Genomic DNA, 14,540 nt, shown 5'->3' on the forward strand with positions numbered 1-14,540 from the left:
GTGTGATATTGTTACATGCTATTGCAGAAAATATTTTTCGTTGAAGAACAGTTCTGACTTTATGTAATTTGAATTAAAGTCTTAACACCATAGACCATGATCATTGACGCTTTTCCAGTTTCAATAAAATATTTTAAGGTTTTTTCATTTTCCAGAATAATTTTTCCGAAGGTGAAGTTCTCATTTCCATGTCCTTTAAAATTTCCATACCGTCCATTTTCGGCATGCATAATAAGTCCGGATTCTATACATCCATGTTCTGATGTGATCAATTTCTGAGTCGTAAGAATACTGTAATTGTTGAAATCGATAACGGTAGAACAGATCAGCAATTCTTCTTCGTTTAATTGGATAGGAATATTAGAATATACATTGAAAAAAGTGTGATTATCTTCATAAAACTTCGTCCATTGAAAGACATCATAAGGTTGGATGGTCCTTCTTTTAATTTTTGAAATGCATATGCGATGCTTTACCTGATCAGTTTTTTTCATTCTAACACCAGCTTTTTTTTATTTTATCCACAATTTCACTGGCTTTGGTTTCTGTAATCCAGTTTATAATTCTTATTTTATTAGAACGACTTTTTTTCAAATAACTTTGTTTTCTCAAGCCCGAAATTATTAATTCTGACCATTGGAGAATCTATATCCCAGGTTGGAAGATTCAAGGAAAGCTGATCTTCTAATTTTACGATTCCCGGTGTTACATTATGATCAAATTCATAGCTTTTATTACCCGTAATGATTTCAAGCCCGGATTGTTTTCTATCACTGAATGGAGTTGGGACACTGAAAAAATATATTGAAATAATTTCATCCCATTTTATAAATTCAGAGTTATTATTTTGCTTAATATAAAACCCTTTTTCTGTGTATTGAAAAATCCCGTCATATTCATGCTGTCTATCCATTTCCTTTTCAAATGAATCATAATCTTTCTCTTCCGGATAATACAGTTTTGCTACTGAAAATACAAGAACCACAAAACAAATAAAAATAATGGCAAATGTAATTAACAAAAGAATAAATTAATCTTTATTTTCGAAATATTTATCATTGATACTTCCATCAAATTCATTCGAAAGAATATTTCCCAATCTGTATCTGAATTTTGTTTTAAAATTGCCGCTTAAGCGAGGTTCAAACACGGTTGCTATTTCTTTTGGTTTTAAGACGAAAAACTTAATACCTGTTCCACATGTGTATCTTCTGAAACCGTATATTTTTTTCCATTGGTGATTTTTATCGAGGCCTTCAAGTTCTAGTATTATATTATTACCAAAACCGATTAAACGTTCCTTTTCCTCCATATTGTAAATGGTAACAGGAAATCCGTCGTAGTACCTTATAATGAGTGGGATTTCTTTTGACAGCTTTAAACCAGCATTTAAACTGTCTATTTTGGCAAGACGGTCTGCATATGATATTTTTGTGCTATCAATATCAGTTTTAGATAATGGTGTTTTTTGAGATGTATCCACAAAAATACGGAGATCTTTATATTCTCGTTTTTTAAGTTCATCATTGAGAGTATCAAAGTTTTCATATCTATAGTTATGATCCAGTAATTTACTGTATCGATCATTTTCAACATACTCAAGTGAAATATTTTTAACAAGAGGTCCAATGTATTGTACTTCTTTAAAATAGAAGAAATAAACGTTATCTGTTTTTATAGTATTGATGCTGTTTACGTTTTTTTTGTAAGTGTATTGGGGATATATTATTTCCTGAGACCATATCATGCAGGAAAAAAGAAAGAAGCAAATAATGGTATAGTTTTTCATCAATTAAGAGGTTTTTGTAAGTCGTAAACATTTCCGGTGGAAGACGGTTTTTTATTTAAAACATCTTCCAGGGTCATATAAATGCCTTCAGGAAAATCTCCTTTTTTATGGATGGGTATTCTTTTCCCTGGCCGGTTACTATGCAGGAAATAAAAAGAAGAGAAAATAAAATGTAGGATTTCATGGTTTTGTTTTTTAGGATTGGCTAAATAACAAATAAGTAGAATAGAATAAAAAACAGATTATTTAGTTGAATACATCAACTTTAAAACAAAGGTTCCCCATTCAGATCCGTCGTAAGTACATCACTCATATAATCGAAAAAGGGACGCATGGCAAGCAAGGTAAGTACTGCTTCTTTCTGAAAATTATCTGATAAAACTTCTTTATCAGTAAATTCCCGCATTACCAGGAATTGTTTTTTTCTAATCAGGTCTATAGCCGGATGATTTTTATCAAAACCCCGTGGTGCTGTTTTTACAGCATCACCTTTAAGTTCTCCAAAATATTTGATGAAAGTTGTATCGGAAATAATTTTTTCAATTTCTGTACTGCTGATTTCAAATTCTTTACGGATACGGAGTAAATCTTTGGCTTCCGGACCCCAGAAGCCTCCTCCTACAAAACTGTTTCCCGGCTCCAGCTGAATATAATATCCGCCTCTCAGCATAGGCTTCGAACGGGAATATCCCACTCCGAAATTGGTTTTATAGGGTGTTTTGTTTTTGGAAAAACGGACATCATTGTAAATCCTGAAAATATGCATTCCTTTAAGCTGATCATGCTCCTGAAGTTCATGATAGATCTGGGTAAATAAAACTTTATTTTCTTTTACAATGGCATCATATTCAGATTTGTTCTTAGCGAACCATTCCCGGTTGTTATTTTCTTTTAAATGGGTAAGAAATTCAAATGCTTTTTTCATATTCAGATCATGACTTTCCTTCGTTGATATATTCCTGATAATCTTCTTCTAATTTGTCAATTTCTTTGATTAAAAAGTCATAAATGTTTCCTTCAAATACTTCATAATCTTCCTCGTCATATTTGTCATACTCAATTTTTATGATTCCGTTGTCTGTATAGGCTCTGTACAGATTTCCGCTGCGTTTGAAAAATAGCTGGCCAAGAGGCTTTTCTTTATATTCAAGAGCTTCGGCATGTTTCTCTTCAAACCCCATCCATGAAGGCATTTCTTCATCCTGCGAAAGCCCGTACACAAAAAAGCCGTACCCGAATTTCCAGGCTGGAAGAACATCAAACTCTTCGGGCCGTTTCCATATTTCTTCTTTAACTTCAAAAAGCAAGGAGCCAAATGTTGTCAGGAAATCCTTAATATCTTCACTGAATGTAAAGCCTGTACTTTCTTCATACCTTGTAATCTGTTCTTCGGTGGCCGGATTTGACAGGGAACTCATTACGAGAAAATCATCATTTAATTTTCTTTTCCTGTCCCAGAATTCTTCTTTTGTTGTCATATTTTTTGTTTGGTTTATGTCCTCATCATTGATCAGACCGTTGTGGAAACAAATATAAGGGAAAGTTGGAGGGATAAAAAATGGAGACTTTATTTTTCACGTTTCAAGTCTAATCTTTGTTTCAATTCTTCACTGATCAGGTTGTTTTCTATCAGGTAGCGGCTCATTATTTTCAGGAAATATCGGCATTCCTTTAAGTAATCTTTATCAGGTAAGGGTTTGCCATCGGTTTTCAGATAAGTATTTGCTTTGTTGACGAATACTCCGGAACTTTCGAATTCTTTGCTGATGAATAGCGTTCCGATTAAGGATATGTAAGAAACAAATTCATATTCGCCATGATTTCCGGTAAGATATTGAGAAGGCATCTTTCTGTTCATCCCCTGAAAATAGGATATGATTCCGATGTCTTTCAGGTACTTTTCTTTTTCGATAACAAACCAGTCATCCACTATTTCGCCGTCAAAATCCATTTCAAGATCATAATATCCGATGGGTTCTGAATTTCCAAGATACATGTCGTTTTCTACATATATACCTATTCTTGCTCTGATAATAGGTTCGCTGTATCTCTGTTCAGTCAGATATTGATATCCGTCAAACAGGAAGGTAATTTCATCGGGTGCGAAACCTCCTATCAGTTCGTCAGGGTCTTCGGAGAGTATTTTGTGAAGCGTGTCAAATGCTTTCTGTCTGAGATCAGATGTCCGGGCTCTGTCTGTTAATAATAATTCAAGTTCCTGAGCAGTCATAGTACGGTTATTAGTTTTCAAATCTAGCTTCCGGTGTTGCAGGCTGGCTAAGTTTTATACTTTCACTGGCCCATTTCTCTTTATTTTTATCAATCCGGAGATGTATCATCAATTTTATGTACGTAAAATATTTTACTTCTTTTCATTCAAATATAAATAGTTTCCGTTAATTAATGATTTAGAAAACCCTTCCATTCTCACCTGTAAGATTGAAGGCATTGGAAATATATATGATTTTCTTTTTGATAATTTGTTGAATGAATCGATGAGCAGTTGTAACTCTTCCTTTGTATAACTGCTGAATGAGTTATAGACGGCATCGTCCATTTTTTCGAGATGAATGCTTTTATGATTTCGTGCTTCTTGTTTTCATCCCATTTTTCTAATCTGGATGCGAGATTTATTCTGTCAATGCAGTAATTATAGATATAGCTTTTTAATTCGGTGGTCTCCATCAGTTTATCGATTAAAATTTTATTTTCTTCAGTTGGGTAGGCTACCGGAGGTGGTCCAGCCTGAGCAAATGATTGTAAACTAAACAGGAAAATTGAAATGTAAGATAATTTTTTCATGGTTAAATATTATTTGGATTAAGAAAATAAATTGTATACTTTGACAGTTCTGTTGTGTTTTTAACCTTCTATTTTATTAATGAATTATTGTACAAAACTTCTAGCGTTCCACACTTTTAAATTCTGAATTTACTTTCCACAATCTATATTCTACACTCCATTTTTCGGGAATATAGAACGGAATCGGATAATACCCATTATATTCCCTGAAAATCTTTTGAGAACTTAAAATCTTCTTTTTTACTTTTTTGGTTTTATCACAGTTAGATTCGTTATTATTGAGGGAGATAATGTCTACAGGAACTTCTTTGGGCAGTGTATAAAAAGGATACCGATAAGGTAGAATTGCATATTTTTCTTCTAAGTTTTTTATATTAAAACCAAAATCGCTAATTGCTGAACAATCAGAAACTTCAATTTCCATCCCGAATCTGATTTCAACTTTGTAATCTTTGTCATTCTCAATTTTCGGAAGTTTAAGATCAACTCTTTTCATTCCTTTTTCAGGCTCAGGATAATTAGGCTTTTCCTGTGAATGTAGAGTTAATGAATATAAAACATAAAAGGATGAAATTATTTTTTTCATTGTCAGAAGGTATTTTAATTGTTAACCAAATAAGTTCTCCTTACTTAGCATGTTTATCTTGATTACAAAGCTGGATATTTCATTTATTCATTTTCGTTGAAATCCTCTTGTCTTGATATAAATAAGGTTATACCATTAATATTTTTTTGAGGAATTTTATATAAGTTAAAACGCCACTCATTAATGATCCATGCGTCATACCCGGATTTGTCCGGTTTTATTTTTACAACAATAGGTTTCCCTGTTTTATTTAGGTATTCTCTGATTTTTACATATTTCTCTTTGAAGATTCTATCAACTTGAGTTTGATTTTCATTTCTGATAGGAAAATAATTTTTGCCAGCTGAATTAAAAAATTTTGTTCTATTCCAATCAATAAACAAAGCTTTTAATTCCTGATCATTTTTAGTGAATAAATATTCAATATCTTGCGTAATATATTCATTTTCTGATTTTATAAAATCTATGGTTTCAACCTCAACTTTTTCAAACTTACGGGGGTAATATCCATTGTGATTGATGGTGGTTCTATTGTTTTGAATGTCTAATCCGAGAGTTGTTTTTTCAAACTCAATGATTTCTTTTTTTGATATATTATTTTTATTGGAAATATCAGAAATTAACCGGATAATACTGTCAGACTTTATGTACTGTAAAGTATCGTATTGGTAACTTACTTTGGTGATATCAATATTATGATGATCTGTTTCAAAAAAGCCAAATGCGTTATAACCGTTATTGAATCTCAGGAATTTATAATCATTACGGGTATTTCTGAACTGATTATACCATGAAAAAAAACTATATTTTTCTTTGAAATTGTGAACAATTTCTACCTTATTCTGATGAATTCTGGAAATGGCAGTGTTGTCTTTTAGCTGAGTAATCTGATATAGCTGATCGTCGGCAACGAAAGAAGTCATAAAAGCGTAATTTAACTGCTCAATAGATTTTCTGCTATAAGGATCATATTGAACAGAATCTTTATAAACAGAATTAACTCCCTTATTATAATCATAGGAATCAAACATCCCAAATTCCTTTTTATTGATATAATCGTAATATTGATTGGGTTTACATCGCGTCAATTTTTTAGGATTGGAAATTTCCCAGATGGAAGAAAGATTGGTGATGTAAAACTTTCCTGCTAAAAAATTAATATTCTTGCCATTTAAGCTTGCAAAAAATTCTGACTTATCTTTTGTGTTGATAAACCATGTTGCCTGTCCCCATTCTCCAAAACTTTTATACATAACTTTATAATTGTCATCTTTATACACCAGATCATCGCCTTTAGTAGTTTCTATAAACTGATTACTCTTTGTATCAAGTACATATCTTGTATTATTATTGAGCTGAACATATACATGATCGTCCAGTGCAAACAAATCCAGATAATAGCTATTGGAAAGCTCTTCCGGTAATTTTTCTGAGAATAGTATCTCCCCCTGAAGGTTATATTTTATCAGATACTTTCTTTTATGGCCAAAGTCATACATTTGGGTTTCTTCAAATATTGAATAATAATCATTTTTAAACTTTAACGAAGTTATCATTTCAACTTTTGAAGCGGGTCTGAAAATATTGTTCGTATTGATTTGGATTTGGCGTTCGGTGATATTGAAGGTTTGTCCACTGATATTTAAATGAAGCATCAGGGCTAGAAAAATCACAATTGGATTTATATTTTTCATGCTATTTGTATAATGGCAGTAATGTTGAATATGATCTGATTTATTTAATTCTATTCAGGGTTACTACATTTTGATGGCCGCCAATGGCCTCAAAAACTTCATTTTGAGATTGTACATGTGACCATCCTTTGTTGGCAAGCTCTGCTCTGATCTCTTCCTCTGACTTATCTTTAACTGCATGATAAAATGCAAAATCAACAACTTCAGCCGGTACTCTTTCAATGACATATTTCGTAAGTACAGAGGCTAACCTAAAGTAAACAAAAATACCTGTTAACCCAAGTTGTACAATCCATATAATGATCCATCCAATCCATCCTAAATTTATTTTATTAACTGTAAAGCCGTGTAAAAATCTTATTTTTAGGAAATTCCAAAATCCAATTCTCTCAAGATTATTCGTGTTTAAAATTATTTCATACTGAAAATATTCATTTGAAGCATATGTTAGCACGATCATTCCGCCTAGTAGATATAACAGTTTATTAAAATCAGTATAATTAGAGAATTTAATTAAATATTTCATCACACAAACAAGAGCTGTTGCTACAAGAAGCTCAAAAAGACCAATAAAATATAGCCCTTTTATAGAAAGACACGCTACCAGAAATCCAGTAATCAGGGAAATAAATATACCACCAATAATTGGTAGTATGATAGTAGGAATTTTTGCTGGTGTTGGTTGGGGTAGTGTTTCAGGGATTATATAGTCATCCCAGTTATTTTTCTTTTCTATTTCCTTTTCGAGATCCTTAAGCGCTTGCATATTGAATGTTTTTAAGGTTTCCTGATAAGCATAAATAAATAGTTTAACTCTCTTAGAGTTTTTTCCATTGTCCCATATTTCGTTACCTAAAGATTCGCTTTTTACCAGGACTCCGCCATTTTTATAATTTGCTGTAATAATTTCCGTCCAACGCTCATTTATCCATCCTGTATCTTTATATTTTGCTTCGATACTTTGATCATCTTTATAAACGATATCCCAGCCTAATTTTTCAAATGTTTTTTCTGCAATGGCAATAAAAAGTACTTCGTTGACAAATGTTCTGAATTCTTCTTTATATTTGGGAGTGAAGCCAATACTGTGTTTTCGGGTTATCGTTTTTTCGTAGTTTTTAAAAATATTTTCCATTTGTAGTTTTCATGTATTACTATCGGGCTAAAGCTTTTGTGAATAAATTTAAATATAGGAGGAGAATTCTGATGTTGAAGTTTTATTTATCGAATAATACCTTCCATAGAACATGTCTTGCATGCTGGTGTATCTGGTATTAATTAGTCTCCGGATTATTATGACGGAATTGTGTGTCTGAAGCTTACTATCATCTTACAATTTTAATCTTCTGCAAAATGCCTTTCTCATCTTTAAAACTGAAAATATAAGTTCCTCTTTGTACTTTGGATAAATCTATATTTCTGTTATAATAGGCAAAGCCCCTGTTGATCACTTCTCCATCTAAAGAGTACACGGTAAATTCAAATTGATTGCTGTTATTTTTATTGCTGATGATGAAACCGTCTCTGGATGCATTGGTATAGACTTTTGTTTTAGTTTCACGGTCTTCCCCGGCTGCATTGGAAGAGAGCGCGCTTTCAGAAATATCAGCTACTTGTGTACTTTTGATGGCTGATTTGGTTACAGACGTTGTACTTCCGCCGATGATGTATAATTTATCATTATATACTTCCGCTGCAGCGTGTCTTCTGGGGATCATATTGGATGACAGCTGATGGAATTTATTGGTTGCCGTATCAAAATAGGCCAGAAAAGTCTGATTGTTATAGCCCCCTGCAATAAAAATCTTATCACCGGATACCGCTAATGAATGTCCGGATATCCCGGCTGGCATCGTAATCTGATCGGTCCACCGGTTGGTGTTGATGTCGTAGATATTGATCAGGCGGGATGAAGTACCGTTAAAACCGCCAATGACATAAAGCTTGTCATTCACAATCTTACCCTTTGCTTCTCTGGCTGTGGGCATATCCGGTAATGGATGCCATGTATTGGAAGCAATATCATAATATTGGAACCTGTTGGAAAAGGAAGTGGTTGCAGCGCCGTTGAGTCCGCTGCCGCCGAACACATATATTTTTCCGTTATGGATGGCAGAACCTGCATTTCCTGTGTAGGAGCGGTTAACAGCACCCTTCGTTACTTTAAGGGTTGCAAGGTCTACAATTTCAAGATGGCTGTTTCCCCAACCGTTAAAAATATAAATTTTATGATCATAAGTCTCCGAATTAGCAAATTTTTTAGGACTTAGAATAGAATTGAGAACACTCCATTTGTTATCAGTAATATTGTATTTTTCAATATAGTTGGCATTGCCTCCGCTTTCCTGATATCCATTGATCACGTATATATTATCATCTACAATGACACTGGTTGCAGCTCCTCTGCCTACCGACATATTGGCGAGACTTTTAAAATTAAGGGTTTGCGCATGAGCCAGCAGTGAACTCAAAAATGACAGGAATAATAATTTTGTTTTCAATGGTATGGGTTTTAGTGTTGGGTTCTGTTTTATACTTTCAGTGATTCAGGCTTATTTTCCGGATCAGTCTTTAATAGCATATTCGTGGTTTAAAGATAGGAAAAAGTTGGAGAGAATTTTTAAAAGTGCTTTATTCAGGCAAACATCAGGTTATTTTTTCTAAAAAAAACGGTTGATTTCATTCACACTTATATTTCTGCAGGTACAGTTACCCCCTTACCTAAGGGGGTAGAGGGGGGCATGAAGAGGGTATAGCCCCTTATCCAAGGGAGTGAAGGGACTTATGGAAGGGGGCGAAGGGGCTTAGTGAAGTGGTTATAGGGGGTTGCATAAGGGGGTACAGGCCGTTCCGAAGGGGAGATACCTCCTTAGTCAAGGGGCTATAGGGGCTTATGGAAGGGGCCGGAGGGGGTACTGAAGGGGTTGGAGATACTTTATTGTCCGAAATCTGATGGCTTTGGGGTGATTTTTATGCAAAGTCGAAAGGCTTTGGGAGTTAGCAAACTAATTTTTCTACTTATAAGCAATTTTATTTCTGAATCATGTGATCATTATTTTATCCTTTTCAAATCCATTTCCGAATATAATTTATACTGTATATTTCCTGTAATTTTATATACTTTGTCGTATAAAACTTTTGCTTCCTGGTATTTTCCCCATTCATCATAAAGTGCCCCTAACATATACGCAGCTTCTATTTGATCAGGTTCATTTTTTAAAATTTCTTTATATATCCTTTCAGCCTGTTCATTTTCATTATGGGCAAAATACCAGTTGGCTATTTCCCAATAATCAGATAAGAGCTTTGTTTCAGTAAATTTATTTTTTAGAGAATCGATACTTATGTCTTTGTAATCATTTCTAAACTTGTCCATTCCTGTTTTCTTTAAATCAGCCATATGAATATAGAAAGGATCACAATTATTTATTAATCTGATCATACATTCTTTCATAAAATCATCTCTGTTTTTGTTGGCTGTGCTGTTATGAAAGTTTTCAAAATCTTTGTGAAGTTTTGACATTACTTCATAGGAACAAGTTTTAAATGTTTCATCAGTATAATTTGTTTTACCAGATAAACAAATGCAAAATTCCTTTTCAAATTTTTGTGGAAAATCCTGAGCTTTAATGTGAAAAGAAATTGAAACAGAGAACAATATTCCTAATAGTAATTTTTTTTTCATGTATAGCTTTATTTTATTAATATTCTTCTGTTCATAACAATATTCTTAATCACAATAAATTGCCAAACGTATTTGATCAAATCCACCTTTTCCTCTGAAACGAAATAAATAAGCACTTAAATTTTTATTGTGCCATTTTATATCATCCCTTACCGTTTCTTCTGTAGATTTTTCTAAATCTTCATATATTTCAAGGGATGGTTTTCCAAGATTTTCAGTAATATATTTTTTTATTTCGTGGAATTTTTCGTTAAACATTTCATTCGAAGTTTCAATTTTTTCATTTTCATTCCATTCATAAGACTTGAACTTGATTTGCTCATCTTTGGTGAAAAAATAATCTACTTTAAGAATGAAGTTATTTTCGTTTCGTTGATATGATCTGGGAATTTCAAACTTATATTTTTGAAAAGCGGGATAAATATCTTCTCCAATTCCCCAAAAATATCCAAGAGTAATATCTTTTGATGCTTTATCCATTTCTTCTTTTTTAATTTCACTGAAGCTTTTAAAAGAAAGATCAATTTCATTTCGAACAGGAACGTTATGATATTTACTTAGTGAGCAACTATAAGAAATTAGAATAATAAGAATAAAGAGAATTCTTGATTTCATGAGAATATATATTGTTATGATCGTATAAAAAAAAGCATTGGGAAGTGTTGGATTTTATTTCGTATAATCCCCTGCCACAATAGATTTTTCCATTGTACTTACGATCTCAGAAACGGGAATGGTAAATATCCCGGCATTTCCTTTATCGAATTCTTTTTTCCAGTAAGAATATCCGTCCAGTTCAAGAGAATCCGGCTTTTTGCCGGTCTCACTTTTCAGGGTGGTTATACTTTTGTTTAAAGCTTCTTCTGATAGGGGAAGATGGCTGAGGTTTTCTGCATAACCGCTAGGGCTGGCAGGGTTTTTCATCTTCAACCCACTGACAGAAATATGAATCACCTTTCCAATTTCGGGGTATTCCTCAATCTTTAATATGGTAAGTATTGAGTTTTTTTCCGTAGGACGGGTTTTGTAGTTCCATTGCTGGCCTACACGGTATTGGTCTTTTTTTGCACAGCTGAAGGACAGCAAGAATAGTACTGCTATGAAAGTATAGAGCTTCATGAAGGGTTGGTTATTAGTTTTGTTTATTTATTTCTGAATCAGCTGCTCCAGCCTGGCCATCATCTCATCTTTTTCTTTCAGCATTCTTTCGTACAACGCAATTTTTTCTTCGTGCAGTTGCAAAACCTTATCTATAGGATGAAACGAAGGATTATGATTTATACCATTAAGTATAGAACCATTATCAAATGTATTAGCAATAATATTAACTGCTTGTTCCTCATCCATATTCTCAATAGCTTCCACAGGAACTTTCAGAATCTGGGAAATCCTTTCTAAAATATCCTCTTCTATAGTTTCTTTCTGCTCCAGAAGCGAAATCTTCTTCTGGTTCCAGTCTTCACCAAGATCAAAAGCCAAAGCCTCCTGCTTGATGCCCAACATCTCCCGAAAACGCTTGATATTTCTTCCCTGATGTATTTTTTTGTTTTGCATATTTGTGTACGTTATAGAAACAAATATAAGTAAAAGTTAGGGGATAGGAAATGGTGGAGTGGGGTATTTTAGATGGTGGGATATAAAGAATCCGAAGTGGGAGACTTCGGATTTTGTTTTATTGGTGGAAAGTTGGGTGACTTTGTGGAGTTAGTATGTTAGTATTATCAGGGCAGTTGATTTATAAGCTTAATTAGGAGTTCAATGGAAATTCTTAAATCACGCTCTGTATAAGTTCTAGCAGGATCAGGATGATGAATTGCATTTCTAATAAACGTACTTAAAGTTTCATAGGTGGTTGTGTTGTGTGTTGAAATTTTAGAATGAAGAACAGGATTATACTCATCACTATTTTTAATAAAATCATCACAACTCTTAACAGTATTGTTATTAGTTTTATCCTGAAGCAAGCCATATAATTCTATATGATAATCTGTAGACACAATATCAAATGCTAAATAATTTGTTTCTGCAGCCGTAATGCTAGGTAATACAACAGGAGCATCAACACGTTTAGCTTTAACTGTTCCATTATCATTCCATAATAAAATGACTAAATTATTTTCTTTATCTGATAAGGCATCTTTAAGAACGTGTTCTGAATGAGAAGCCAGAAATAGCTGTGCTTTTTGAGTGTCAGCATCTGTAAACAAATCTTTATAATATTTTAAAATATTTTGTTGCCATTTAGGATGCATACTCAGTTCTGGTTCATCAATCATAATTGTTGAACCTTTTAGGTTGTTACTATTCTTCAGTAGATATATGCCTCTAAATACTATTTGTTTTTCTCCTGTACTTAAATTATCAATTGAAATAGAATTATTATTTTTTTTAAAAAGTATTGTTTTTTCATTTTCAAGATCAGTAACCTTTTCGTATTCAATGTTATCGAAAAAGTTGTCAAATGCATTTTTAAAACGAAATGTTTTTGATATTTTAAAGAATTCTGGCCAAGGCAGTGGATTGTTATTAAGTGTCTTGTTCTGTTCAACATAGTTTTCATTATCTTGATTTTGTATGTCGACTATCAATTGTTTTAATGATGTGAAGTCATCTTCATTATCAATGTCATATTTATCATTATCGAGGGTTTTGGATGTTGTATGTGTTATCTTTTGTGTCTTATAGTCAGCTCTGGCTTTTGAGAATACACATCCGTAATGACGAGGATCTTCAGGATCTTCTAGTATTGAATTTCTATTACTAGAACTACTTGAAAAAATTGACTTACGTGTACTATCTGGCTTAATAATATCAAAAAACCAATTAGGTTGATTATCCTGTTCTTGAGGAATTGCCTTATAAATTTGATTATCTATTACATATTCAATATAATCAAATGGTTCAAAGCTATCCATATTTAAAAAAGTACTTAAAGTTTGTAAGATAGAAGTTTTACCTGTGCCATTTTCCCCCGCAAAAAGTATTGTTTTAAAAGGTATTCCTGCGTCATTTGTGAAGTCAAGCTCTAAGTCTCCTAAAATAGAATGATTACGCCATTTAACTTTTTTGATTTTCATGATTATATGATTTTAAAAGATTATTAATTTGTTCGTATATAATAAATAGTATGTAATTTATATAATTGCTAAAGTAAGTTATTTTAATATTCTTTTTTTACGGTAAACCATATTCCAAAAGCCACTGTACCAAAATTAGAACAATTAGTATGTAAATTTTCTCAGCGACATGTGTTACATTATTCCCGGCATTCTACCACCCACTGGCATAGCTGGTTCGGCGCTCTTTACTTCAGTGATAACATATAAGTTTATATTTGCTTATATTATTGAACTTGTTTTAATGCTAATATTGAGGTAATGCTTCTTTGACAATTGTTTAATGTCATGTCAAAAGCTTTTTTAAAATTATTTCTGTATTCCGTAGGATAATGGGTATTTCCTTTCATTTTTTCTTTCTTAAATTCAGTATCTTCTTCTTTGAAGTTATTCACCTTATTTACGAAAACTAAATATTGATTCAGTTGAAGCATTTGATCCGGGGTTGCCCTTTTTATCCAGATTTCAGACTTATTGGTTTCAGTTGCTATTGAAATATTGAATTCACTTTTAATATTGTCTGTATCACTTTGAGAATATCTTTTATAAAACGGAAAGATTGAATCATTTATTTTGGCTTCTAATTTTATAGCATTTATAAGCTTGTTGACTTGATTTTTTTCTTTGTTTTCTTGGGTACAACGTTCTGTATTTAATCCTAAAATTAAACCTGTTGCTATAGAGAATACACCGAATAGAAAACTAATGATTTCTTTCTGTAAATTTTCCTTTGTGATATATTGGAACTTAAAAAATGGTTTTTGCTTTTCCATGATTTTGTTTTTATTATCAAAAGTTATTTCATTTAAAAGATATCGATCAATTACCCTTTTGTGTAATTTTAAAATTATGAAACAAAAAAACGCCC

Annotated in this window: 16 protein-coding genes; all 16 read right to left on the reverse strand. The window is 32.6% G+C overall.

All coding sequences use genetic code 11. From position 1 onward, the window contains the following. Positions 1-59: 59 nt before the first annotated feature. The 16 genes from ACR1PO_RS06300 to ACR1PO_RS06375 all read right to left on the reverse strand — a co-directional run bounded on the left by ACR1PO_RS06300 (position 60) and on the right by ACR1PO_RS06375 (position 14,445). A complete protein-coding gene (locus tag ACR1PO_RS06300) occupies positions 60-494 on the reverse strand; it encodes a hypothetical protein (protein ID WP_433986208.1) in 435 nt (144 codons plus the stop codon). A gap of 80 nt (positions 495-574) precedes the next feature. After that, positions 575-1,021 carry a hypothetical protein gene (locus ACR1PO_RS06305; RefSeq protein WP_433986209.1) on the reverse strand — a complete coding sequence of 149 codons (447 nt, stop codon included), beginning with the start codon at positions 1,019-1,021 and terminating at the stop codon, positions 575-577. A 9-nt stretch (positions 1,022-1,030) separates the two neighbouring features. Continuing rightward, on the reverse strand, positions 1,031-1,789 hold the full coding sequence (locus ACR1PO_RS06310) for a hypothetical protein (RefSeq protein ID WP_433986210.1): 759 nt from the start codon (positions 1,787-1,789) through the stop codon (positions 1,031-1,033). Positions 1,790-2,054: 265 nt separating this feature from the next. After that, positions 2,055-2,714: a DUF2461 domain-containing protein gene (locus ACR1PO_RS06315; RefSeq protein ID WP_433986211.1), complete on the reverse strand. Its 660-nt coding sequence runs from the start codon at positions 2,712-2,714 to the stop codon at positions 2,055-2,057. A gap of 7 nt (positions 2,715-2,721) precedes the next feature. Next, the gene (locus tag ACR1PO_RS06320; protein ID WP_332385775.1) at positions 2,722-3,267 is read right to left on the reverse strand and encodes a hypothetical protein; all 546 of its coding nucleotides are present in this window, start codon (positions 3,265-3,267) and stop codon (positions 2,722-2,724) included. An 89-nt stretch (positions 3,268-3,356) separates the two neighbouring features. Further along, a complete protein-coding gene (locus ACR1PO_RS06325) occupies positions 3,357-4,019 on the reverse strand; it encodes a hypothetical protein (protein ID WP_433986212.1) in 663 nt (220 codons plus the stop codon). A 672-nt stretch (positions 4,020-4,691) separates the two neighbouring features. Next, positions 4,692-5,177, reverse strand: coding sequence for an ecotin family protein (locus ACR1PO_RS06330; protein ID WP_433986213.1), 486 nt, complete (start codon positions 5,175-5,177; stop codon positions 4,692-4,694). Positions 5,178-5,260: 83 nt separating this feature from the next. Next, positions 5,261-6,733: a ribosome maturation protein SBDS gene (locus ACR1PO_RS06335; RefSeq protein WP_433986214.1), complete on the reverse strand. Its 1,473-nt coding sequence runs from the start codon at positions 6,731-6,733 to the stop codon at positions 5,261-5,263. A 178-nt stretch (positions 6,734-6,911) separates the two neighbouring features. Continuing rightward, entirely contained in the window at positions 6,912-8,006 is a 1,095-nt protein-coding gene (locus tag ACR1PO_RS06340; RefSeq protein WP_433986215.1) for a hypothetical protein, read from the reverse strand. A gap of 190 nt (positions 8,007-8,196) precedes the next feature. Beyond that, complete coding sequence (locus ACR1PO_RS06345; RefSeq protein WP_433986216.1) at positions 8,197-9,372, reverse strand: Kelch repeat-containing protein; 1,176 nt, start codon at positions 9,370-9,372, stop codon at positions 8,197-8,199. A 551-nt stretch (positions 9,373-9,923) separates the two neighbouring features. Further along, entirely contained in the window at positions 9,924-10,556 is a 633-nt protein-coding gene (locus tag ACR1PO_RS06350) for a tetratricopeptide repeat protein (protein ID WP_433986217.1), read from the reverse strand. Positions 10,557-10,601: 45 nt separating this feature from the next. Continuing rightward, positions 10,602-11,171 carry a hypothetical protein gene (locus ACR1PO_RS06355; protein WP_332385782.1) on the reverse strand — a complete coding sequence of 190 codons (570 nt, stop codon included), beginning with the start codon at positions 11,169-11,171 and terminating at the stop codon, positions 10,602-10,604. A 54-nt stretch (positions 11,172-11,225) separates the two neighbouring features. Further along, positions 11,226-11,675, reverse strand: coding sequence for a hypothetical protein (locus ACR1PO_RS06360; protein WP_433986218.1), 450 nt, complete (start codon positions 11,673-11,675; stop codon positions 11,226-11,228). Positions 11,676-11,702: 27 nt separating this feature from the next. Further along, positions 11,703-12,110 carry a helix-turn-helix transcriptional regulator gene (locus tag ACR1PO_RS06365; RefSeq protein WP_311230212.1) on the reverse strand — a complete coding sequence of 136 codons (408 nt, stop codon included), beginning with the start codon at positions 12,108-12,110 and terminating at the stop codon, positions 11,703-11,705. A gap of 167 nt (positions 12,111-12,277) precedes the next feature. Next, on the reverse strand, positions 12,278-13,633 hold the full coding sequence (locus ACR1PO_RS06370; protein WP_433986219.1) for an AAA family ATPase: 1,356 nt from the start codon (positions 13,631-13,633) through the stop codon (positions 12,278-12,280). A gap of 266 nt (positions 13,634-13,899) precedes the next feature. After that, the gene (locus tag ACR1PO_RS06375; protein WP_433986220.1) at positions 13,900-14,445 is read right to left on the reverse strand and encodes a hypothetical protein; all 546 of its coding nucleotides are present in this window, start codon (positions 14,443-14,445) and stop codon (positions 13,900-13,902) included. Between the last annotated feature and the right edge of the window lie 95 nt (positions 14,446-14,540).

Origin of the sequence: Chryseobacterium amylolyticum (genome assembly GCF_051011775.1) — a bacterium.
GTDB lineage: Bacteria > Bacteroidota > Bacteroidia > Flavobacteriales > Weeksellaceae > Chryseobacterium.

Bases quoted from the DNA above. Each gene is read 5' to 3' on its own strand.
- ACR1PO_RS06300 (WP_433986208.1), bottom strand. From the start codon at position 494: ATGAAAAAAACTGATCAGGTAAAGCATCGCATATGCATTTCAAAAATT.
- ACR1PO_RS06310 (WP_433986210.1), bottom strand. From the start codon at position 1,789: ATGAAAAACTATACCATTATTTGCTTCTTTCTTTTTTCCTGCATGATA.
- ACR1PO_RS06315 (WP_433986211.1), bottom strand. From the start codon at position 2,714: ATGAAAAAAGCATTTGAATTTCTTACCCATTTAAAAGAAAATAACAAC.
- ACR1PO_RS06320 (WP_332385775.1), bottom strand. From the start codon at position 3,267: ATGACAACAAAAGAAGAATTCTGGGACAGGAAAAGAAAATTAAATGAT.
- ACR1PO_RS06325 (WP_433986212.1), bottom strand. From the start codon at position 4,019: ATGACTGCTCAGGAACTTGAATTATTATTAACAGACAGAGCCCGGACA.
- ACR1PO_RS06330 (WP_433986213.1), bottom strand. From the start codon at position 5,177: ATGAAAAAAATAATTTCATCCTTTTATGTTTTATATTCATTAACTCTA.
- ACR1PO_RS06335 (WP_433986214.1), bottom strand. From the start codon at position 6,733: ATGATAACTTCGTTAAAGTTTAAAAATGATTATTATTCAATATTTGAA.
- ACR1PO_RS06340 (WP_433986215.1), bottom strand. From the start codon at position 8,006: ATGGAAAATATTTTTAAAAACTACGAAAAAACGATAACCCGAAAACAC.
- ACR1PO_RS06350 (WP_433986217.1), bottom strand. From the start codon at position 10,556: ATGAAAAAAAAATTACTATTAGGAATATTGTTCTCTGTTTCAATTTCT.
- ACR1PO_RS06355 (WP_332385782.1), bottom strand. From the start codon at position 11,171: ATGAAATCAAGAATTCTCTTTATTCTTATTATTCTAATTTCTTATAGT.
- ACR1PO_RS06360 (WP_433986218.1), bottom strand. From the start codon at position 11,675: ATGAAGCTCTATACTTTCATAGCAGTACTATTCTTGCTGTCCTTCAGC.
- ACR1PO_RS06365 (WP_311230212.1), bottom strand. From the start codon at position 12,110: ATGCAAAACAAAAAAATACATCAGGGAAGAAATATCAAGCGTTTTCGG.
- ACR1PO_RS06370 (WP_433986219.1), bottom strand. From the start codon at position 13,633: ATGAAAATCAAAAAAGTTAAATGGCGTAATCATTCTATTTTAGGAGAC.
- ACR1PO_RS06375 (WP_433986220.1), bottom strand. From the start codon at position 14,445: ATGGAAAAGCAAAAACCATTTTTTAAGTTCCAATATATCACAAAGGAA.